The 20,598-nt window shown below is 74.5% G+C and carries 21 protein-coding genes; 19 read left to right on the top strand and 2 right to left on the bottom strand.

Features of this window, described 5'->3' with window-relative positions; translation table 11 throughout:
• Positions 1 to 120: 120 nt before the first annotated feature.
• The 19 genes from ACI78S_RS23080 to ACI78S_RS22990 all read left to right on the top strand — a co-directional run bounded on the left by ACI78S_RS23080 (position 121) and on the right by ACI78S_RS22990 (position 18,213).
• Positions 121 to 894, top strand: coding sequence for a FadR/GntR family transcriptional regulator (locus ACI78S_RS23080; protein WP_456977317.1), 774 nt, complete (start codon positions 121 to 123; stop codon positions 892 to 894).
• 74 nt (positions 895 to 968) lie between these two features.
• A complete protein-coding gene (locus ACI78S_RS23075) occupies positions 969 to 2,225 on the top strand; it encodes a CaiB/BaiF CoA transferase family protein (protein WP_456977316.1) in 1,257 nt (418 codons plus the stop codon).
• Complete coding sequence (locus tag ACI78S_RS23070; RefSeq protein WP_456977315.1) at positions 2,222 to 3,043, top strand: enoyl-CoA hydratase/isomerase family protein; 822 nt, start codon at positions 2,222 to 2,224, stop codon at positions 3,041 to 3,043. Before ACI78S_RS23075 ends, ACI78S_RS23070 begins: the two co-directional genes overlap by 4 nt.
• The gene (locus ACI78S_RS23065; RefSeq protein WP_456977314.1) at positions 3,040 to 4,308 is read left to right on the top strand and encodes an acyl-CoA dehydrogenase family protein; all 1,269 of its coding nucleotides are present in this window, start codon (positions 3,040 to 3,042) and stop codon (positions 4,306 to 4,308) included. The genes ACI78S_RS23070 and ACI78S_RS23065 overlap by 4 nt, the downstream gene beginning before the upstream one ends.
• Complete coding sequence (locus ACI78S_RS23060) at positions 4,305 to 5,063, top strand: SDR family NAD(P)-dependent oxidoreductase (protein WP_456977313.1); 759 nt, start codon at positions 4,305 to 4,307, stop codon at positions 5,061 to 5,063. Before ACI78S_RS23065 ends, ACI78S_RS23060 begins: the two co-directional genes overlap by 4 nt.
• 32 nt (positions 5,064 to 5,095) lie before the next feature.
• Positions 5,096 to 5,974, top strand: a complete 879-nt coding sequence (locus ACI78S_RS23055; RefSeq protein ID WP_456977312.1) for a 3-hydroxyacyl-CoA dehydrogenase family protein — start codon at positions 5,096 to 5,098, stop codon at positions 5,972 to 5,974.
• A 46-nt stretch (positions 5,975 to 6,020) separates the two neighbouring features.
• Complete coding sequence (locus ACI78S_RS23050) at positions 6,021 to 6,896, top strand: 3-hydroxyacyl-CoA dehydrogenase family protein (RefSeq protein ID WP_456977311.1); 876 nt, start codon at positions 6,021 to 6,023, stop codon at positions 6,894 to 6,896.
• Positions 6,893 to 7,672, top strand: coding sequence for an enoyl-CoA hydratase-related protein (locus ACI78S_RS23045; RefSeq protein WP_456977310.1), 780 nt, complete (start codon positions 6,893 to 6,895; stop codon positions 7,670 to 7,672). Before ACI78S_RS23050 ends, ACI78S_RS23045 begins: the two co-directional genes overlap by 4 nt.
• Positions 7,669 to 8,715, top strand: coding sequence for an acyl-CoA dehydrogenase family protein (locus ACI78S_RS23040; RefSeq protein WP_456977309.1), 1,047 nt, complete (start codon positions 7,669 to 7,671; stop codon positions 8,713 to 8,715). Before ACI78S_RS23045 ends, ACI78S_RS23040 begins: the two co-directional genes overlap by 4 nt.
• Positions 8,712 to 9,878 (top strand): CaiB/BaiF CoA transferase family protein, encoded by a 1,167-nt coding sequence (locus ACI78S_RS23035; RefSeq protein WP_456977308.1) that lies wholly within the window; start codon positions 8,712 to 8,714, stop codon positions 9,876 to 9,878. The genes ACI78S_RS23040 and ACI78S_RS23035 overlap by 4 nt, the downstream gene beginning before the upstream one ends.
• Positions 9,875 to 10,858, top strand: coding sequence for an NADPH:quinone oxidoreductase family protein (locus ACI78S_RS23030; protein ID WP_456977307.1), 984 nt, complete (start codon positions 9,875 to 9,877; stop codon positions 10,856 to 10,858). The genes ACI78S_RS23035 and ACI78S_RS23030 overlap by 4 nt, the downstream gene beginning before the upstream one ends.
• 141 nt (positions 10,859 to 10,999) lie before the next feature.
• The gene (locus tag ACI78S_RS23025) at positions 11,000 to 12,367 is read left to right on the top strand and encodes an MFS transporter (protein ID WP_456977306.1); all 1,368 of its coding nucleotides are present in this window, start codon (positions 11,000 to 11,002) and stop codon (positions 12,365 to 12,367) included.
• A gap of 89 nt (positions 12,368 to 12,456) precedes the next feature.
• Positions 12,457 to 13,245 carry an SDR family NAD(P)-dependent oxidoreductase gene (locus ACI78S_RS23020; RefSeq protein ID WP_456977305.1) on the top strand — a complete coding sequence of 263 codons (789 nt, stop codon included), beginning with the start codon at positions 12,457 to 12,459 and terminating at the stop codon, positions 13,243 to 13,245.
• A 53-nt stretch (positions 13,246 to 13,298) separates the two neighbouring features.
• Positions 13,299 to 14,981, top strand: coding sequence for an AMP-binding protein (locus ACI78S_RS23015; protein ID WP_456977304.1), 1,683 nt, complete (start codon positions 13,299 to 13,301; stop codon positions 14,979 to 14,981).
• Positions 14,978 to 15,463: a MaoC family dehydratase gene (locus ACI78S_RS23010; RefSeq protein WP_456977303.1), complete on the top strand. Its 486-nt coding sequence runs from the start codon at positions 14,978 to 14,980 to the stop codon at positions 15,461 to 15,463. Before ACI78S_RS23015 ends, ACI78S_RS23010 begins: the two co-directional genes overlap by 4 nt.
• Positions 15,460 to 15,822, top strand: coding sequence for a MaoC/PaaZ C-terminal domain-containing protein (locus ACI78S_RS23005; protein ID WP_456977302.1), 363 nt, complete (start codon positions 15,460 to 15,462; stop codon positions 15,820 to 15,822). Before ACI78S_RS23010 ends, ACI78S_RS23005 begins: the two co-directional genes overlap by 4 nt.
• A 46-nt stretch (positions 15,823 to 15,868) precedes the next feature.
• Positions 15,869 to 16,993, top strand: coding sequence for a 5-methyltetrahydropteroyltriglutamate--homocysteine S-methyltransferase (locus tag ACI78S_RS23000; RefSeq protein ID WP_456977301.1), 1,125 nt, complete (start codon positions 15,869 to 15,871; stop codon positions 16,991 to 16,993).
• Positions 16,994 to 17,063: 70 nt separating this feature from the next.
• The gene (locus ACI78S_RS22995) at positions 17,064 to 17,375 is read left to right on the top strand and encodes a hypothetical protein (RefSeq protein ID WP_456977300.1); all 312 of its coding nucleotides are present in this window, start codon (positions 17,064 to 17,066) and stop codon (positions 17,373 to 17,375) included.
• 49 nt (positions 17,376 to 17,424) lie between these two features.
• The gene (locus ACI78S_RS22990) at positions 17,425 to 18,213 is read left to right on the top strand and encodes a hypothetical protein (protein WP_456977299.1); all 789 of its coding nucleotides are present in this window, start codon (positions 17,425 to 17,427) and stop codon (positions 18,211 to 18,213) included.
• Between the two features lie 55 nt (positions 18,214 to 18,268).
• Here the strand turns inward: ACI78S_RS22990 and ACI78S_RS22985 are convergent, their stop codons facing one another.
• Positions 18,269 to 19,615: a cation:proton antiporter gene (locus ACI78S_RS22985; protein WP_456977298.1), complete on the bottom strand. Its 1,347-nt coding sequence runs from the start codon at positions 19,613 to 19,615 to the stop codon at positions 18,269 to 18,271.
• Between the two features lie 385 nt (positions 19,616 to 20,000).
• On the bottom strand, positions 20,001 to 20,222 hold the full coding sequence (locus ACI78S_RS22980; protein ID WP_456977297.1) for a hypothetical protein: 222 nt from the start codon (positions 20,220 to 20,222) through the stop codon (positions 20,001 to 20,003).
• Positions 20,223 to 20,598 lie beyond the last annotated feature (376 nt).

Here is a 20,598-nt window from a genome sequence, read left to right as displayed (position 1 = left end):
GGTGCCGCCGGGGAGGTCACCTCCAGGGGGCACCGCCGTGCGGCACCCTTGGCGTCCGGCGGTCGTCGTCGGGGACAATGGCAGATGTCGGACTTTTTGCAGGCGCCCGAGGAGATGGACGTGCGGAACGGAACAGCGCTGACGGGGGAGGGCGCCGGTGCGCCGGTCATCGGGCGCAAGGTGCTGCGCCCGCGGGAGCAGGTGGAGGACCAGATCCGCTCCGCCATCCTCTCCGGGGTGCTGCGCAGCGGGGAGCGGCTGCCGTCGGAGGCCGAGCTGGCACGCCAGTTCGACGTCAGCCGCAACACCGTGCGGGAGGCGCTGCACGCCCTCGCGACGCAGAACCTGATCTCGAAGGTCCCCGGGGCCGGCGGCGGCAGCTTCGTGCGGTCGGTGGACCACGAGTCGCTCGGCGACGTCCTGTCGGAGTCCATGCAGAGCCTCCTCGCGCTGGGCCGCATCCGGTTCGAGGAGGTCGCGCTGGTCCGCCAGCACCTGGAGGTCCCGGCGGCGCGCCTGGCCGCGCAGCACCGCACCGAGGCCGACCTCACGCTGCTGCGCGACATCGTCAAGCGGCAGAAGTCCATCTCGGTGGACGACCCCGCGGTCCCCGAGCTGGACGCCCAGTTCCACAGCGCGATCGCCAAGGCCTCGGGCAACCGCGTGCTGGCGTCCTTCGTCGCCGCGCTGCACAGCCAGACCGAGCCGGTGCGCTACCTCGACCTGTCCCCGGAGGTCGGGACGACGACGGTGCGCCAGCACCAGGCCATCGTCAACGCCATCTCCGCGGGCGACGAGGCCGCCGCGGAGGTGGCGATCGTGGAGCACCTGACCTACCTCCGCGAGCACCTGCTCGCCTACACCGCCACCGACGACACGGCGGCCAGTGGGTGAATGTCCGACATTGACATGACTGTCTGAGATAGCTACGTTCGGGATGTGGCTTCCGCAACACCTCCCGAGCTCTCATGACGGCCGAGACCCTGGTGGGAGGGATCCGGACCACGACGCCGCCGCTGCACGGCGTGACCGTCGTGGACATGTCCACCTCCTACGCCGGCCCCACCGCGTCCATGTACCTGGCCGACCTCGGCGCCGACGTGATCAAGGTGGAGCGGCCGGGCACCGGTGACGACGCCCGCTACTGGGGCCCGCCGTTCTGGAGCGGGGCCTCCGCCTGGTTCGCCTCGGCGAACCGCAACAAGCGCAGCATCGCCCTCGACCTGCGCTCGGAGGGCGGCCGGCGCGTGCTGCACCGGCTGCTCGACGGCGCCGACGTCCTCATCGAGAACCTCAACCCGTCGAAGCTGCAGGCCCTCGGCCTGGCACCGGAGCAGACGCTGGCCCGCTACCCGCGCCTGGTCTTCTGCGCGATGTCCGGGGTCGGGCTCACCGGCCCGGACGCGCACCTGCCGGGCTACGACCTCGTCGCCCAGGCGCGCTCGGGGCTGATGTCGGTCACCGGCGCGGCCGGCGGCTCCCCGCAGCGGGTGTCCACCGCGCTCTCCGACATCGTCACCGGCATGTCGGCGGCGCTGGCGATCAGCGCCGCCCTCGTCCGCCAGCGGCTGACCGGTCGCGGCGACCTGGTCGACGTGTCGCTGCTCGACTCCGACCTGGCGCTGCTCGCCCCGCGGATCGCGGCCTTCCTCGCCGGCGAGCCGGAGCCGGCCCCGTCGGGCGGCACCGACTCGGTGCTGGCGGTCTACCAGGGCTTCGCCACCGCCGACCGCGACATCGTCGTGGCCGTGGGCAACGACGTCATCTGGCAGCGCTTCTGCGCGGCCCTGGACCTCACCGCCCTCGCCGCCGACGACCGGCTGCGGGACAACGCCGGCCGGCGGGCGCACCGCCCCGAGCTCGTCGCCACCATCGCCGAGGTGCTGGCCGGGAACACGGCCGCGCACTGGCTGGCGGTGCTGGCCGACGCCGGCGTCCCGGCGGCCCTCGTGCAGGGCTTGTCGGAGGTGAGCACCGACCGCCAGGTGGTGGCGCGCGGCGCCATCCTGCCCGTCCCGGGCGCCGACGGCGTCCTCAACGGGGTGCGCAGCCCCTTCCGCCTCGCCTCGATGCCGGAGCCGCGCAACGAGCGCTTCCCCGAGCTGGGCGAGCACACCCTCGACATCCTCGCCGAGCACGGCTTCGCCGCCGCCGAGGTCGAGGAGCTCGTGGAGTCGGGAGCCGTCGAGGCCGCCCGCGTGGCCGCCGAGGAGGTGTCGCGGTGAGCGACGCCGTGGTGGTCGTCGAGCTGCAGGGGCCGGTCGCGACCGTGCGGATCGACCGGCCGCAGGTGCACAACGCGCTCAACCGCCAGGTGCTCGCCGAGCTGGACCAGGCGCTCGCGGCGCTGCCGGGCGAGGGCGTGCGGGCGGTCGTGCTCACCGGCACCGGCACGCGCGCCTTCAGCGCCGGCGCCGACCTCGACGAGCTCGCCGGGCTGTCGGCCGAGCAGGCGCACGCGGTGCTGAGCGCCGGCCAGGACGTCGTCGCCCGGATCGAGCGCTCGCCGGTGCCGGTCGTCGCCGCCGTCAACGGGCTGGCGCTCGGCGGCGGCTTCGAGGTGGCCCTGGCCTGCACCTTCCCCGTCCTCGCCGAGACCGCGCAGCTGGGCCTGCCGGAGGCGGGGCTCGGGCTGATGCCCGGCTACGGCGGCACCCAGCGGCTGGCCCGCACCGTCGGCGGCCCGGTGGCCGCCCACACCATGCTGACCGGTGAGCGGCTCACCGCCGAGCGTGCCTACGCTCTGGGGCTGACGCCGGTCCAGCCCGTGCCGGTCGAGCAGGTCGTCGACGCGGCCCGCGACCTGGCGCTGCGCATCGCCGCCCGGGGGCCGCGCGCGGTGCGGGCGGTGCTCCTCGCGCTGCGGCACGGAGCCGACGTGCCGCTGGAGGCGGGCCTGGCGCTGGAGAGCGCCCTGGCCGGCCTGGTGACCGGAGGCGAGGAGGCCGCCGAGGGGATCGCGGCCTTCAGGGCGCGCCGCGCGCCGTCCTTCGACGCCACCCGCGCGCAGGCGCAGGACTCCGAGGCAGGGGGGAACGCATGACCACCGCCGCACCCGCACCCGACGTCGTCGAGCCGCTGGCGCTCGACGTCGATCCCGCCGCCTACCTGGCGCTGCACGGCGCGCTGGACGAGGAGGTCGCCGACGCGCTCCTCGACGAGCGCGAGCGGGAGGTGCGCACCCGCACCCGGGAGGTCGTCGCCGAGCACGTCGCCCCGGGCGCCGCCGCCCGCGACCGCGACCACGCCTTCGCGCACGAGAGCTACCAGGCCCTGGCCCGCGCCGGCCTCGGCGGCCTGCTGGTGCCCGAGGAGTACGGCGGCACCGCCGACAGCACGGTGGCCTACGCCGCGGCGATGGAGGAGATCACCGCCGGCTGCGCGGCGACCAGCCTCGTCTACATGACGCAGATGCACGCGGCCTACCCGATCCTGCACTCCGGCAGCCCCGAACTGGCCCGGCGGTACGTGCCCGGCCTGGTCGACGGCAGCTCGTACGGCTCGCTCGGGGTGACCGAACCGGGGGCGGGCAGCGACGCCTCGTCCCTGCGCACGCTCGCGGTGCCCGAGGCGGGCGCCGACGGGGCGGCGAGCGGGTACCGGATCACCGGCTCCAAGACGTTCATCACCACCGGCGACCGGGCCGACGTCGTCATCTGCTTCGCCACGCTCGACCCGGCGGCGGGCCGCCGCGGCATCACGGCCTTCGTCGTCGACGGCGACGCGCCCGGGCTCACCCGCAGCGCGCCCTTCGCGAAGATGGGCATGCACGGCTCCTCGACCGCCGAGCTGTTCTTCGACCGGACGCCCGTCGCGGCGTCCGCCCGCCTCGGCGGCGAGGGCGAGGGCTGGGCGATCGTCGTCAGCTCGGTGACCAAGTCGCGGATCAGCGCCGCCGCGCAGGGCGTGGGGCTGGCCCGGGGCGCCTACGCGCACGCGCTGGCCGCGCTGCACCGGGTGCACGGGCCGTCGCTGCCGGCGGACGTGGGCTTCGCCCTGGCCGAGATGCGCGGCCGGATCCTGTCCGGGCGCCTGATGCTGCTGGCGGTGGCCCGGGAGGTGGACCGCTCCGGCGGCGCCACCGGCGGGGCCATCGGGCTGATGAAGCAGACCTGCACCGACATCGGGTGGCAGGTGGCGGTGGCCGCCACGCGGGTGCTCGGCCGGTTCGGCGACCTCGCCGTCCTCGGCGCCGAGCGGTACCTGCGCGACGCCAAGGTCACCCAGATCTACGACGGCACCAACGAGGTGCAGCGGCTGCTGGTGGCCCGGGACACGGCCGGGCGCGTCAAGGAGGTGCTCCGATGAGCGACCGGCCGCTGCTGGGCAAGGTCGCGATCGTCACCGGCGCCGGCCGCGGCCTCGGCCGGGCGATGGCGCTGGCGCTCGCCGACGCGGGGGCCGACGTGGCGCTCGCCGCCCGCAGCAAGGACCAGCTCGACGAGGTCGCCGCCGAGGTCGGGCGACGCGGGCGCCGGGGGCTGGCCGTGCCCACCGACGTCACCGACGCCGACGCCGTGCAGGACCTGGTGGACACCACCGTCGACCAGCTCGGCGGGCTGGACGTCCTGGTCAACAACTCCGGGATCATCGACAGCTCGCCGCTGCTCGAGCAGGACCCGGCCGTGTGGGACCGGGTCATGGACACCAACGTGCGCGGCACCTACCTGGCCACCCGCGCCGCCGGCCGGCACATGGTGGCGCAGGGCTCGGGCAAGATCATCAACGTCGCGTCGAACTTCGCGTTCAAGGGCGTGGCCAACCACGCCGCCTACTGCGCCTCCAAGGCCGCGATCGTCTCCTTCACCCGCTCGATGGCCGTCGAGTGGGCGCGCTCCGGGGTGCAGGTCAACGCGCTGGCCCCGGGTTACTTCGCCACCGACCTCAACGCCGACCTCCGCGCCGACCCCGACGCGCTGGCCAAGGTGCTGCGGGCGGTGCCCGCGCGGCGGATGGGCGAGGCCGACGAGCTCTCGCCGTGGCTGGTGCTGCTGGCCGGCCCGGCGTCCGACTTCATGACCGGCGAGACCGTCGTCGTCGACGGCGGCCAGACGGCCCGATGACCGCAGACCGTACGTACGAGGAAGAAGAACCGATGACACCGAACAAGCTCACCGTCGCCGTCCTCGGGGCGGGCACCATGGGGGCAGGGATCGCGGTCGTGGCGGCTCGCGGCGGCCACCGCACGATCCTGCGCGACGTCAGCGACGAGGCGGTGCAGCGGGGGCTGGACAACGCCACGGGGTTCCTGCGGAAGAGCGCCTCGCTGGGCAAGCTCACCCAGGAGCAGGCCGACGCGGCGCTGGCCAACCTCTCGGGGACGACGGACCTGGCCGACATCGCCCCGGCCGACGTGGTCGTCGAGGCGGTGTTCGAGGACCTCCAGCTGAAGAAGGACCTGTTCGCCGAGCTGGACGACGTCGTCTCCCGGGACACGCTGTTCCACACCAACACCTCGACGCTGTCGGTGACGGCGATCGCCTCCGGGTCGCGCTACCCGGAGCGGGTCGTCGGCACCCACTACTGCAACCCCGCCCAGCTGATGAAGCTGGTCGAGGTGGCCGAGGGCCGGCACACCGCCTCGGAGGCGACCAAGCGGTCGCTGGAGTTCCTGGAGAGCGTCGGCAAGACCACGGTCATCACCAAGGACCGGCCCGGCTTCATCCTCAACCGCTTCCTCATCCCGTGGGAGAACAACTGCATCCGGGCGCTGGAGGCCGGCCTGGGCACGGTGGAGTCGATCGACCGCGCCGTCGTCGGCGCGCTGCGCCACCCGATGGGCCCGTTCCGGCTGCTCGACGTCGTCGGCCTCGACGTCCACAAGGCCGTCTCCATGCGGCTCTACGAGCAGCTGCGCGAGCCGCGCTTCGCCCCGCCGCCGCTGGTCGACCGCATGATCGCCGCCGGCGACCTGGGCCGGAAGACCGGGCGCGGCTTCTACACGTACGAGAGCACCAAGTCCTTCGGTGCCTGAGCCGGGCGCGCCCACCCACGAGCACAGCCACGATCGGAGTACGAGCATGAGAACGTTCCAGCGGGTCGCCGTGCTGGGTCTCGGCACGATGGGCGGCGGGATCGCCCAGGTCGTCGCCGCCTCCGGCCGCGACGTCGTCGCCCTGGAGACCGACCAGGCGCGCATCGACCAGGGGCTGGCCGGCATCCGCGGCTTCCTCGACGAGGGGATCCGCCGCGGCAAGACCACGGAGGCCGACCGCGACGCCGTCCTCGCCCGGATCGCCACGACCACCGACGTCGCCGACCTCGCCGGCGTCGACCTTGTGATCGAGGCGGTGGTCGAGCGCCAGGACGTGAAGGTCGAGCTGCTCGGCCGGGTCGCCGAGGTGGTCGGCGAGGACGCCGTCCTGACCACCAACACCTCGGCGCTGTCGGTCACCGACCTGGCCGGGCACCTTCCCCGCCCCGAGCGGGTGGCCGGGCTGCACTTCTTCAACCCGGCGCCGGTCATGGCGCTGGTCGAGGTGGTCCGCGCGCTGCAGACCGACGCCGACGTCGTCGACGACCTGATGGCCTTCGCCGAGGGCATCGGCAAGGCCCCGGTGGCGGTCAAGGACCGGCCGGGCTTCCTCGTCAACCGCCTCCTGATGCCCTACCTCAACGACGTGGTGCAGGAGTACGACGACGAGCTGGCCAGCGCCGAGGACATCGACGTCGCCATCCAGCTCGGCCTGGGCTACAAGCTCGGCCCGCTGGCGCTGCTCGACCTCATCGGCATCGACGTGCACAAGCACGCCACCGAGTCGGCCTACGAGGCGACCCTCGACCCGCAGTTCGCGCCGCCGCCGCTGCTGGGGCAGATGGTCGCCGCCGGCTACCTCGGCAACAAGAGCGGCCGCGGCTTCCGCGTCGGCACCACCGAGCAGGGGGGAACCCGATGAGCGACTACACCGACATCCTGACCGAGACCTCCGGCCCGGTCCTGACGCTCACCATCAACCGGCCCGACGCGGGCAACAAGCTGCGCGGTCAGACGCTGCTGGAGCTCAAGGACGCGCTGCAGCGGTTCCGCACCGACCCCGGCCTGCGGGCCGCGGTGCTCACCGGCGCGGGGGAGAAGTTCTTCTGCATCGGCGGGGAGCACGACGAGACCACGTCCCTGGACTACTCGCAGGTGCTGCCGATCATCGACGTCTACGAGGCGATCGACTCGATCGCCAAGCCGGTGATCGCCGCGGTCAACGGCTACGCCGTGGGCGGCGGCAACGTGCTGCACAACGTGTGCGACCTGACCATCGCCGGGGAGAACGCGGTCTTCCGGCAGGTGGGCCCCATGGTCGGCAGCTTCGACGCCGGCTACGGCACCTGGTACCTCGAGGACACCATCGGCCGCAAGCGGGCGAAGGAGATGTGGTACCTCAACCGCAAGTACTCCGCCGCCGACGCGCTGGCGATGGGCCTGGTCAACGAGGTCGTGCCCGCCGGCGAGGCGGTGAAGCGGGCCCAGGAGGTGGCCGCCGAGATCGCCACCCGCAGCCCGATGGCGATCGCCGGGCTCAAGGGCGCCTTCTCCGCGCGGCACAACGGCGTCATCGGCCAGGCGCGCATGGCGCACGACCAGCAGCTCACCCTGTACCTCGCGACCCGCGAGGCGCACGAGGTCGGCGACGCGTTCGCGGCCAAGCGGACGCCGGACCCCGAGAAGTTCTGGTCGTGAGCCGCTCCTGGTGGGGCCCGCGGCTCGACGAGGAGCAGCGGGCCGTGCTCGAGCTGGTCGACGACCTGGCGGCCACCCGCCTGACCCGCGTGGGCGACGACCGCCCCGAGGACGTCGACGCCGCGCGGACCGCCCTGGCCGAGCACGGGCTGTGGACCCTCGGCGCGGACGAGGCCGCCGGCGGGGGCGGCGCCGACCCGACGACCACGCTGGTGGCCCTGGCCCGCCTGGCCGGCACCTGGCCGGCGCTGGCGTGGGCCTCGCTGCAGGCGCACGCCGCGGCGCTGGTGCTCGGGTCGGCCGGCCCGGCGTGGGCCGAGCTGCTCGCGGGCGTCCACGGCGGGGCGCCGGTCGCGGTCGCCGTGGTGGACGGGCACGAGCGCGACCGCGTCGAGCTGGCCGACGGCCGCCTGACCGGGTTCCTGGAGCGGGTCGACCCGGCCGGCCGGGAGCCGCACCTGGTGCTGCTGCTGGACGCCGGGACGGCGGTCGTCGTGCCGCCGGCGGACGTCGCGTTCGGCCCGCCGGTCCGCCGCACCGGCCTGGACGGCGCGCTCACCGTCGGCTGCCGGTTCGACGTCGCCGTGCCGGAGGAGGCGGTCGTGCGCGGCGACCAGGTGGCGCGCGCCCGCACGCTGCTGCACCTGGGGGCCGCCGCGCTCGCCGCCGGGATCGCCGAGGCCGCGGCCCAGGCCGCGCTCGCCTACAGCGCCACCCGGGTGCAGTTCGGCAGCCCGCTGACCGAGCTGCCGACCGTGCGGGCGTCGCTGTCGGCCCAGGCGGCCACGGCCCGCGCGCTGCTCGCGACGGCGGTGGCCACGGGGCTGGACGAGCCCGGTCCGGCGGCCGCCGGCGTCACGCCCGCGTTCGACCTGGCCCTCGACGTGGCCGCGGCGGCCGTGCAGGCGCACGGGGGCTACGGGTACATGGCCGAGTACGGGGTCGAGGGCCTGCTGCGCGACACCGTGTCGCTGCGCGCCGCGGCGCGCGCCGGCGAGGCCGCGCGCCTGGCCGCCGCAGCGCTGGTGGGCCGGACGGCGTGACGGCCGACGGGCGCGGGCGCCCCTCCCCGCCGCTGGCGGGGGTGCGGGTGCTCGACTTCTCCAGCCTGCTGCCCGGCCCGCTGGCGACGCTGCTGCTGGCCGAGGCCGGCGCCGAGGTCCTGCAGGTCGAGCGGCCGCCGCGCGGCGACGAGATGCGCAGCTACCAGCCCCGGCTCGGCGAGAGCAGCGCCAACTACGCGCTGCTCAACCGCGGCAAGCGCAGCGCCGCCGTCGACCTCAAGGACCCGGCCGTGGTGCAGCACCTGCTCGCCCTGGCCGCCGAGGTGGACGTCGTCGTCGAGCAGTTCCGACCCGGGGTCATGGACCGCCTGGGGCTGGGCTACGACGCCTTCCGGGCGGTCAACCCGGGGATCGTCTACTGCTCGATCAGCGGCTTCGGCCAGCACGGTCCCGACGCCGGCCGGGCGGGGCACGACCTCAACTACCTGGCGGACGCCGGGCTGCTCGGCGCCGTCGTCGACGACCGCGGCGACCCGCACCTGCCGCCGACGGTGATCGCCGACATCGCCGGCGGCACCTACCCGGCCGTGGTGAACATCCTGCTGGCGCTGCTCCGCCGCAACGCGACCGGCGAGGGCTGCTACCTCGACGTCGGCATGACGCCGAACCTCAGCACGCTGGCCTACGGCTACCTCGCCACCCACGCGGGCAGCGGGCGGTGGCCGGTGCCCGGGCGCGACCTCCTCACCGGGGGCAGCCCCCGGTACCACGTCTACCGGACCGCCGACGGCAGGCACGTGGCCGCGGCGCCGCTGGAGGAGCGCTTCTGGCTGCGCTTCTGCGAGCTGGTCGAGCTGCCGGAGGAGCTGCGCGCCGACGCCGGCCGCGAGGACGAGGTCATCGCCGCGGTCGCCGAGCGGATCGCCGCCCGGCCCGCGGACCACTGGCGGGCGGTGTTCGCGGGCGAGGACGTGTGCTGCACCATCGTCGCCACCTTCGAGGAGGCCGCCCGCACCCAGGCGCTGCGCACCCGGTCCGACCACCGCGTGACGGGGGAGCGGTTCGACGTCAGCGCCCTACCCGTGCCGGTGGTCGACGCCCTGCGCGTCCCGGCGGGCGCCCTTCCCTACCCACCCCTCCGCACCGGACCCGAGGCGCTGACCTTCGGGCCGGACGCCGAATCCTCCAGGAGGACCGCATGAGAGCAGCAGTCGTCGAGAACTTCGGCCCGCCGGGATCCCTGGTCACCCGAGAGCTGCCGGACCCCGTCGCCGGGCCCGGGGAAGTCCTCGTCGAGGTCGCCGCGGCCGGCGTGAACTTCCCCGACATCCTCGTCGTCGCCGGCACCTACCAGATCCTCCCGGAGCGGCCGTTCAGCCCGGGCAAGGAGATCGCGGGGACCGTCCGCGCCGTCGGCGCGGGCGTGGACCGCGTCCGCGTCGGGGACCGCGTGCTCGCCCAGGTCGAGCACGGCGGGTACGCCGAGCTGGTGGCCGTGCCCGAGCCGCAGGTCGTGGCGCTGCCCGACGGGGTGCCGTTCGCCGACGCCGCGGCCTTCGGGCTGGGCGCGATCACGGCGCACTTCGCCCTCGTGCGGCGGGCCGCCCTCCGGCCGGGCGAGACCGTGCTCGTCACCGGCGCCGGCGGCGGCGTGGGCTCGGCCGGCGTGCAGATCGCCAAGGCGCTGGGGGCCGCGGTCATCGCGGTGGCCCAGGACGAGGAGCGCGCGACGCTGGCCAAGGCGCAGGGGGCCGACCACGTCCTGCTCGCCGGGCCCGCCCTCAAGGACGAGGTCATGGGGCTCACCGGGGGGCACGGGGCCGACGTCGTCCTGGAGCTCGTCGGCGGCGAGGTGTTCGCGCAGGCCCTGCGCTGCACCGCGTGGGAGGGGCGGCTGGTCGTCATCGGGTTCGCCTCCGGTGACCTGCCCGTGATCAAGGCCGGGCACGTCCTGGTCAAGAACATCGCCGTCCTGGGCCTGCAGGTCAGCGACTACCGCGACCGGGAACCGGAGTCGGTGCGCTCGGCGATCGAGCACATGCTCGAGCTCTACGTGGCGGGCCGGCTCAGCGTGCCGGTCGCCCGCACCTACCCCCTCGAGCAGGCCGGGGAGGCGCTGGAGGCCGTCCGGGCCGGGAGCGTCACCGGCAAGGTCGTGCTGGTGGTCCGCGAGGACGCCTGAGCCCCCGCGGCACCCGGCGCCGGGCCGGAGACGGGGCACGGAGCACGAACACGTAACGACCTCGCCCGTGACCCCTTGACGGTGACGGGCAACACACTCAAACTAAGACGACCGCGTTAACGTCCGACATTAAGAGGGAAGATGGAAACTGGACCGGCGATCGCCGAGCGGGGCACTGGCGCCTCGTCCGCTGCGCCCGAGAACAAGGACTCGCTGAAGAAGGTCACCACGGCCTCCATGGTCGGCACGGTGATCGAGTGGTTCGACTTCAACCTCTTCGGGTCGATGGCAGCCCTGGTCCTCGGACCGCTGTTCTTCCCGTCGGACAACCCCGTCACCAGCACCCTGCTGTCGCTGGCGACGTTCGGCGTGGCGTTCTTCGCCCGCCCGCTGGGCGGCATCATCTTCGGGCACCTCGGTGACCGCATCGGCCGCAAGAAGAGCCTCGTCGTCACCCTGCTGCTCATGGGTGGCGCGACGTTCCTCATCGGCGTGCTCCCCACCTACGCCGCGATCGGCGTCGCCGCGCCGGTCCTGCTGGTGCTGCTGCGGATCATCCAGGGCCTGGCGCTCGGCGGCGAGTACGGCGGCGCGATCCTCATGGTGGTCGAGCACAACGGGTCCAAGGGCCGGCGCGGCTTCATGGGGGCGTGGCTCAGCGGCGCGTCGCCGATCGGCTTCGTCCTGTCGGCGGCCCTGATCGCGATCGTCTCGGGCGCCATGAGCGAGGAGGCCTGGCTGTCGTGGGGCTGGCGCATCCCGTTCCTCGTGAGCGCGGTGCTCGTGCTGGCCGGTCTCTACATCCGGATCCAGCTCGAGGAATCCCCGATGTTCAAGCAGATGCTCGAGCAGAAGTCGGGCGAGAAGAAGGCGAAGGTGCCCTTCTTCGAGCTGCTCACCCGCTACCCGAAGATGGTGCTGGTCTCCGTCCTGGTGCCCCTGGGCATCCACGCCGGCTACTACATCACCATCATCTTCGCGCTGAGCTACGCGAAGGAGACCGCCGGCTTCTCGGCCAGCGCGAGCCTGGCGCTCGTCATCATCGCGTCGGTCTGCTACTTCATCTCGATCATGATCAGCGGTGCGGTCTCCGACCGGATCGGCCGGAGGCTGCCGATGATGGTCGGCGTCCTGGGCTTCGGCTTCTGGTCGTTCGCGCTGTTCCCGCTGGTGGAGAGCGGCAACGCGTTCCAGGCGGGGCTCGGCTTCTCGGTCGGCCTGATCCTGCTGGGCATGCTCTTCGGCCCCATGGGGACCTGGCTGTCGGAGCTGTTCGGCACCGCGGTCCGCTACACCGGCATCTCCTTCGGCTACCAGATCGCCAGCGCGGTGGCCGGCGGCATCTCGCCGGCGCTCGCCGTCGCCCTGCTCGACGAGTACGGCAGCACCGTGCCGGTGTCGATCTACGCGCTCGCGATCTCGGCGATCGCCTTCACCGTCCTCGCGATCACGCGCACCAACCGGCACAACAAGCTGGACGAGGACGAGGCGGTCGTCGCGGCCGCCTGACCCCCGCGTCGCACCCCCGGCGGGCCCGCCCCGCCGGGGGTGCGACGGTGACAGCACCCCGGAACCGCGCACAGGAGGCGACGAGGCCCGTGACCGAGCAGCACCGCACCGCCGCGCCGGGCGCCGACCAGCCGCTGCGCGGCCGGGTCGCGCTGGTGACCGGCGGCGGCCGCGGGCTCGGCCGGGCCATCGCCCTGGCCCTGGCCGAGGCCGGCGCCGACCTGTGCGTCGCCGGGCGGGACGTCGCCGTCCTGGACGACGTGGCCGCGGAGGCGGGGAAGTCCGGCGTCCGGACCCTCGTCGCCCGCGCCGACGTCGCCGACCCCGCCCAGGTCGAGAGCATGGTCGCCCGCACGGTCGAGGAGCTCGGCCGGCTCGACGTCGTGGTGAACAACGCCGGGGTGCTGTCGTCGGCGCCCCTCCTGGAGACCACGGACGACGAGTGGGACCGCGTGCTGGGCACCAACCTGCGCGGCACCTTCCTCGTCACCCGCGCCGCCGGCCGGCACCTGGTGGCCCAGGGCCGCGGCAAGGTCGTCAACGTGGCGTCCAACTACGCCTTCCTGGGCGTGCCGCACCACGCGGCCTACACGGCGTCGAAGGCCGCCGTCGTGGCCTTCACCAGGACGATGGCCGTGGAGTGGGCGCGCCACGGCGTCCAGGTCAACGCGCTCGCCCCCGGCTTCTTCGCCACCGACCTCAACGCCGACGTCCGCGCCGACGAGGAGCTCATGCGGCGGGTCCGCCGCACCATCCCGCAACCGCGCATCGGAGCGCCGGACGACCTGCGCGCCTGGGCGGTCCTGCTGGCCTCCCCGGCGTCGGACTTCATGACCGGCGCCGTCATCACCATCGACGGGGGCGAGACCGCCCGCTGACCGGCGACGGCTCGCCCCGCACCCCCGCACCACGACACCCGGAGGACCACCCCGTGCCCGACTCCACCGCCACCGCGCTGGTCGCACCCGCCGGCCCGCACCCCGGGATCCGGCCCGACAGCCGGCTCACCGCCGAGCTCGCGCAGCAGTACGTGGACTCCGGCGCCTGGACGACGACGACGCTGCGCTCGCTGCTGACCGACGCGGCCGCCGAGCGGCCCGACGCCGTGGCCGCCGTGGACCGCAGCAGCGCCCTCGACGCCCCGGTCAGCCTCACCTACGCCGAACTCGACCGGCTCGCCCACCGCTACGCCTGCGGCCTGCGCGCGCTCGGCGTGGGCGCCGGGGACTCCGTGGCCGTCATGCTGCCCAACCAAGTCGACTTCGCGGCGCTGATCTTCGCGATCGCCGAGGTGGGCGCCGTGTACTCGGGCATCCCCGTGGCGTACGGCGAGCGGGAGATCGAGGTCATCCTGCGCCGCACCGGCGCCCGGGTCGCCGTGGTGGCCGAGCGCTTCGGCAGCAGCAGCCCGCTCGCGCTGGTCCGGGGCCTGCGCCCGGGGCTGCCCGCCCTGCAGCACGTCGTCGTGGCCGGCGGGAGCCCCGACCCGGCGGCCGGCGAGCGCCCGCTGGGCGAGCTGCGCGAGGCCCCCGAGGCGGAGTTCGACGAGGTCGACGCCCGGACGCTGTGCCACGTCGGGTTCACCTCGGGCACGACCGGTGAGCCCAAGGGCGTGATGAACACGCACCAGACCCTCACCGCGGTGCTCCGCAACTGGGTGGCGCACCAGGGCCGCGAGGCGCTCGGGGAGCCGTTCGTCAACCTGGTCGCCTCCCCGGTCGGGCACCACACCGGCTTCCTCTGGGGCGTGCTGCTCACCACCTTCCTGCGCGGGCGGGCGGTCTACCTCGACCGGTGGAACCCGGCGCACGCGGCCGACGTCGTGCGGGAGGAGGGCGTGACCACCGTGTTCGGCGCGCCCACCTTCATCCAGGACCTGCTGCTGACCGACCTCGCGCACGACCCGCGCTGCACCCTGCGGACGGTGATCGTCACCGGCGCGCCCGTGCCGCGCACGCTGCCCGCGGTCGCGGGGGAGGCCTTCGGCGCCTACATCTGCCCGGCGTGGGGGATGACCGAGCTCGGCATCGGCATCTCCTGCGCCCGTTCCCTGCCGGCCGAGGCGCAGGCGACCGACGGCGTCGCGGTGCGGGGCACCGAGCTGCGCATCGTCGGCGAGGACGGCGAGCCCCTGCCCGCGGGCGGGACCGGGTCCCTGCAGATCCGGGGCCCCGGCCTCTTCCTCGGCTACCTGCAGCGCCCCGACGCCACGGCGGAGGCGATCGGCGCCGACGGCTGGTTCTCCACCGGTGACACCGCCCGGATCACCGAGGAGGGCTACGTCGTCCTCGAGGGCCGCACGAAGGACATCATCATCCGCGGCGGCGAGAACATCCCCGTGGTCGCCGTGGAGAGCCTGCTCTTCCAGCACCCGGACGTCCTGGAGGCCTCGGTCGTCGGGCTGCCCGACCCGCGCCTGGGCGAGCGCGCGTGCGCCGTCGTCGTCCCGCGCGGCGACGCCGCCCCCTCGCTCGAGGAGATCTGCGACTACCTGCTGGAGCAGGGCCTGTCGAAGCACTTCCTCCCGGAGCGGCTGGAGCTCGTGCCGCAGCTGCCGAAGACGCCCAGCGGCAAGATCCGCAAGGTCGAGCTGCGGTCGCAGTACGGCTCGTGAGCGCGCGGACCGAGGCCGGTCGGCCGGCGCTGGACGCGCTGGCCGACCGGTGGGAGGGCGCGCTCGGCACGACCTTCGCCACCGCGGAGCACCGGGTCGAGGAGCCCCGGGTGCGCGCCTACGCCGACCTGTTCGGCCACCGGGCCGCGTGGTTCCGGTCAGGGGACGCGGCGCGCGCCGCCGGCTTCCGCGGGCTCGTCGCCCCGGCCGGCTACGCGACGGTCTACACGATGGAGGCGGTGCTCGTGGCCCTGCACTCACCCGAGCTCGGCGTGCCGTTCGCCTGGAACCTGCACGCCGGCCAGTCGCTGGAGTTCGGCGAGCCGGTCTGCGCCGGTGACGTGCTGACGACGACGGTGACGCTGCGCGAGGTGCGCCGGCGCCCGCCGAACCTCTTCTACGCGTTCGCCACCGAGACCCGGAACGGCGACGGGCAGCGCACGGTGTCGGGGACCTCGACGCAGGTGGTGCGCTTCCCGTGAGCGGACCACTGAGGACGGTGCCGGCGGCGGACGTGCCGGCCCGCTACGCCGCCGTCTCCGGCGACGACAGCCCGCTGCACCTGGACGAGGCGGCCGCGCGGGAGGCCGGGCTCGACGGCGTGATCCTGCACGGCATGTACCTGTTCGGGCTCGCCGTCCGGGCCGCGTCGACCGAGGTGGACGAGGACCCCCGCCGGGTCCGCGCGGCCCGGGCCCAGTTCCGCGCCCCCGGCGTGCCCGGCGTCGAGCTCGTCGTCGACGTGGCAGCCGTCCCGGACGAGCCGGGGGTGCGCGCGGTGACGGTCCGGCAGGGCGGCGCCGACCTGCTGCGCGAGGGGCGGGTGACGGTCGCGGGGTGACGGCGCGGGGTGCGCCGGGGGCTCCTCGTCCGCCATGCTCCCGGCCATGACCGACGTCTCCGGGCCCCCGTTCCGCGCCGACCACGTGGGCAGCCTGCTGCGCCCCCCGCACCTGCTCGACGCCCGGGCACGGCACGCGGCGGGGGAGATCGACGACGCCGAGCTGCGGGGGATCGAGGACGAGGCGATCGCGGAGGTCGTGCGCATGCAGCGCGACGTCGGCCTGCGCACGGCGACCGACGGTGAGTTCCGCCGGGCCTCCTGGCACATGGACTTCATCTACCGGATCGGCGGGATCAGCAAGGTCACCGACCAGAACATCGTCGTCCACTTCAAGAACGCCGACGGCACGATCGACTTCACCCCGGCCGGGCTGCACGTCGACGGGCCGCTGTCGATCGGCGAGCCGATCTTCGGCGAGGACTTCGCCTACCTGCAGCGCGTCGTCTCGCCGGAGCAGACGGCGAAGCTGACCATCCCCTCGCCGTCGATGGTCCACTACCGCGGCGGCGCGGCGGCCATCGACCCGGCGGTCTACCCCGACGAGGACTCGTTCTGGGACGCCCTGTCGGCGGCCTACGCGCAGCAGGTGCGGGGGATCGCCGCGCAGGGCTGCACCTACCTGCAGTTCGACGACACCAGCCTGGCCTACCTCAACGACCCGGCGCAGCGCGCCGAGATCGCCGCCCAGGGCCGCGACGCCGAGCACCTGCACGAGCGCTACATCCGGCAGATCAACGCCGCCCTGGCCGGCCGCCCCGAGGGGCTGACGGTCACCACCCACATGTGCCGGGGCAACTTCCGCTCCTCGTGGGTGGCCGAGGGCGGCTACGACTTCGTCGCCGAGGCGCTGTTCGGCGGGCTGGAGGTCGACGGGTTCTTCCTCGAGTACGACGACGCCCGTTCCGGCGGCTTCGAGCCGCTGCGGTTCGTGCCGCCGGGCAAGCGCGTCGTGCTGGGCCTGGTGACGACGAAGCGGCCGGAGCTGGAGGACAAGGACAACCTCAAGCGCCGCATCGACGAGGCCGCGCGGTTCGTCCCGCTCGACCAGCTCGCGCTCTCCGGCCAGTGCGGCTTCTCCTCGACGGTCGAGGGCAACGCGCTCACCCGCGACGAGCAGATCGCCAAGCTCGCGCTGATCGTCGAGACCGCCGAGGAGGTCTGGGGCTGAGTTCCGCTCAACCGGCGGCCGCGGTGGCCGAAAACAGGGGTGCCCGACCCGCCGCCCCGTGGAGCTCCCGATGTACGCGCACGTCCCCGTCGACGACCAGCTGCGGACCGCGATCGCCCTCCTGGGCAGTGCCGCCGCCGACCTCGGCTGGGGCAACGGGGAGGTCGTGCGCGTCCGCTCCGGCGGCCTGCAGCTCGGGGAGGACCCGGCGCTGGTCGACGCCGCGACCGTCTACATGGCCGCCCGCGGGCTCGTCGCGGCGCTGATCGACGACCTCGTGGCGGCGACCGGCCGCGACATGGACGACGTCGTGGCGCCCTGGCTGCTGTCGCTCGAGCTGCGCTCGGCGCTCGCCGGGGTCGAGGTGGACGACGCCGCCTGAGCGCCGTCCGGGCTGCCGGGTCGCGGCCGCCCCGGGTTACCGTCCGGCGGTGACCAGGAAGCGGACCGCGCTCCCCGCCCTCGTCCTCGCGACGGCGGCGCTCACCGCCTGCGGGCAGTCGGAGTGGGTCGAGCGGGTGGCCGCCGGCAGCCCGCCCACCGACGCCGCCGGCCTCGCCGAGCACCTGCGCGACGGCGCCGCGGGCATCGAGTCGGTCCACGTCGAGCTGGAGGCCTCCGCCGCCGGCACCGAGATCACCGGCAGCGGTGACCAGCTGCTCGACGACGGGCGGACCGAGGCGTTCGACCTGACCCAGTCCGTCCCGGGCGTGGGCGACATCCGCGTCGTCCGGGCCGACGGGCGGACCTACGTGCAGCTGCCCGAGGGGCTCAACCCCTCCGACCGCCCCTGGCTGCTCGTCTCGGCCGGCAGCAGCGACCCGCTGGTCCAGGAGCTGGCCGCCTCGCTGGAGTCGGTCCAGCAGTCCGGCGACCTCGCGCAGTACACCGCCTTCGCCGAGGCCTCGACCGTCGAGGTGGTCGGCGAGGAGGAGGTGGTCGGCGAGGAGGAGGTGGCCGGCTCCCCGGCGACCCGCTACCGGCTCACCGTCGACGTCCTGCGGCTGCCCAACGACACCCCCGGCCGGGCGGACCTGCTCAGCGCCGGGGTGAACCGGATGCCGGTCGAGCTGTGGGTCGACCGCGAGGGCCGGCCGGTGCGGGTGGTGCAGGAGTTCACCGTGCAGGGGCAGGACGTCCGCAGCGAGGTCGAGCTGAGCGACTTCGACGCGCCGGTCGAGATCGCCGCGCCCCCGGCCGACCAGGTCGCCACCGGCTGACCGCGCACCGCGGCCCCCGCCTCGCGGGGAGGTCGGGGGCCGCGGGGAGGCGGGGTCAGCCGGCCCGGAGCACCTCGTCCACCTTCCGCTGCACCGGGGGCCTGGGCAGGAAGCGGTCGACCAGGGGCCCGGTCATCGCGGTGGTCACCAGGGCCATGACGACGGCGCCGGTCTGCATCTGCGGGCTGATGACGCCGGCGTTGAGCGCCACGAGGGCCGCCACGAGGACCATCAGGCCGCGGCAGTTCATGAGCACGCCGAGCCCGTTGGCCTCGCTCCAGCTGAGCCCGCCGAGGCGGCCGCTGACGATGCCGCCGCCCCACTTGGCCACGATCGCGACCACGACGAACAGCAGGATGCCGGGCAGCCAGGCCCAGCCGAGGGTGGTGAAGTCGGTGCGCAGCCCGCTGTAGGCCAGGAACACCGGCAGCAGGAACGTGACGGCGACGTCGGAGAGCTTCGTCATCAGCGCGGCCGTGATGTCGGCGTGCCGCGGGATCACGAGGCCGGCGACGAAGCCACCGATCAGGGCGTGGATGCCGATCCGGTCGGCGGCGTACGCCGACAGCACCACCACGACCAGCACGACGGCCAGCGAGGTGCCGCCCAGCGGCTCACCGCGCAGCTGCGCGCCGAGCAGGCGGACCAGCAGCGGCCGGACGACGAACCACATGACCGCGAGGTAGGCCAGCACGCCGACCAGCCGCCAGACGTGCGTCGTGGCCGGCGCGCCCTCGGCGACACCGCGGGCGAGGCCGACCGCCAGGAACATCAGGATCGTCACCAGCGCGGCGGCGGCGATGCCGACGACGCCCATCTGCGTGGCGTCGAGCTCCTTCTCCTGCAGGATGCGCGCGGCCACCGGGAACGCCGTCACCGCGAGCATGGCGCCGACCATCAGCGTGAAGCCGAGCTGGGTCGGGTCGCCGACGCCGGTGAACTTCTCGTCGAACAGGACCGGGGCGATGAGGAAGCCGCCGGCGATCGGGATGAGCACCACGCCGAGCGCGAGCGTCACGATCCCGGCGTAGCGACCCTTGAGCCGGTCCGTGTCCAGCTCCAGGCCCACCAGGAACATGAACAGGACGAGGGCGATCTGGCCCAGCAGGTTCAGCCCGCTCTGGGCCTGCGCCGGGAAGAGGCACGAGCTGATGCTCGGCGCGACGCCCTCGGCCAGCGAGCGGTCGCAGGCGAGGACGCTCCACGGGTTGTCCCAGGTGAAGATGTTCGGGCCGAGCAGCGAGGGCCCGAGGAGGACGCCGGCGACGATCTCGCCGACCACCCGCGGTTGGCCGATCCGGAGCGCGAGCGCGCCCACGAGCCGGGCCACGACGAGGATGATCGCCACGTCCAGGAGGACGAAGGCGACGACGTGGTCTCCGGGGAGAGACGCTGGGGGCATGACGGGGCTCCGGGAGGGCTGAGGGGGGAACGGGCGGGGCATTCTGGCGTGCCCCGCGGCGACTTGTCACCGGTTCCCGTCCCGGCGGGCACCCTTTCGGGTACGGCGGCCGACCGGCGTGGCAGGAGGGGCTCCTGGGGCGGCGACCGCCCGGCGCGGCCGGCGCTCCGACGGCGCCGATCGTTCACGCGGCGGTCACGGCGCGCTCGCCGTCCCGTATCGACCACCGTGTGCAGTGGTCGCGTGACTTCCCCGCACGCCCCGGCGCGTCCCCGTCCCGTGTCCCCGGATCCCACCGGGGACGTCCGCTGGGTGACCCGCCGGCGTCTCGTCGTCGTCCCGGCAGCGGGGTAGGCCGGGTCGCCGGGCCTCCGGGACGGCGTGGTCAGCCGCGGACGCGGAAGTGCCCGACCGGCACGTCGTCCTCGCGCGCCTCGAGCCCCGCGCCGGTGGAGACGACGAAGCTCACCACGGCGCGCCAGCCGCTGCCGTCGTCGTACATCCGCCAGCCGTGCTGCACACCCGGCCACCAGCGGCCGTCGACCAGGACCTCGACCTGCCGCCGGGGGTTCACGGCGCGTTCGACCAGGTAGGACGGGGCGTTCACGCATCCGCACCTTAAACCGTGTCGGTGGTCACGGCACCGGGCAGTAGCCGCTCGGCTGCCGTCCGGCCGGGACACGCGGCCGGGGGAGGGGCCTCGACCCCGCGTCGGCGTGGCGGAACCCGGCGGCACCCGACGGTTCCGGACGATCGGGAGGTCAGCCGGGCGCCAGGCTGCACCCCGACGGACCGAGACGATCGGACGGTGCTCCATGCGACAGCCGCCACCCACCCGTGCCCAACCGGAGACGCGCCAGCGGCCCCGGCCGCGGGACCTGCCCTCCCTGCGCCGCGCGGGGAACGACGGACCGCACCCCCACCACAGCGGCTGAACCGGGAGCGGCACCTCGCCTCGACCTCTGCCGGAGGTCGAGGCGAGG

It is taken from the genome of Geodermatophilus sp. SYSU D00815, from assembly GCF_054050035.1.
Note: the sequence above shows the minus strand (reverse complement) of the source record. Positions and strands in the feature narration are given on the sequence as shown.

Coding starts and splice junctions, on each gene's coding strand:
- ACI78S_RS23075 (WP_456977316.1), top strand. CDS start 969: ATGACGGCCGAGACCCTGGTGGGAGGGATCCGGACCACGACGCCGCCG.
- ACI78S_RS23065 (WP_456977314.1), top strand. CDS start 3,040: ATGACCACCGCCGCACCCGCACCCGACGTCGTCGAGCCGCTGGCGCTC.
- ACI78S_RS23060 (WP_456977313.1), top strand. CDS start 4,305: ATGAGCGACCGGCCGCTGCTGGGCAAGGTCGCGATCGTCACCGGCGCC.
- ACI78S_RS23055 (WP_456977312.1), top strand. CDS start 5,096: ATGACACCGAACAAGCTCACCGTCGCCGTCCTCGGGGCGGGCACCATG.
- ACI78S_RS23050 (WP_456977311.1), top strand. CDS start 6,021: ATGAGAACGTTCCAGCGGGTCGCCGTGCTGGGTCTCGGCACGATGGGC.
- ACI78S_RS23045 (WP_456977310.1), top strand. CDS start 6,893: ATGAGCGACTACACCGACATCCTGACCGAGACCTCCGGCCCGGTCCTG.
- ACI78S_RS23030 (WP_456977307.1), top strand. CDS start 9,875: ATGAGAGCAGCAGTCGTCGAGAACTTCGGCCCGCCGGGATCCCTGGTC.
- ACI78S_RS23025 (WP_456977306.1), top strand. CDS start 11,000: ATGGAAACTGGACCGGCGATCGCCGAGCGGGGCACTGGCGCCTCGTCC.
- ACI78S_RS23000 (WP_456977301.1), top strand. CDS start 15,869: ATGACCGACGTCTCCGGGCCCCCGTTCCGCGCCGACCACGTGGGCAGC.
- ACI78S_RS22995 (WP_456977300.1), top strand. CDS start 17,064: ATGTACGCGCACGTCCCCGTCGACGACCAGCTGCGGACCGCGATCGCC.
- ACI78S_RS22985 (WP_456977298.1), bottom strand. CDS start 19,615: ATGCCCCCAGCGTCTCTCCCCGGAGACCACGTCGTCGCCTTCGTCCTC.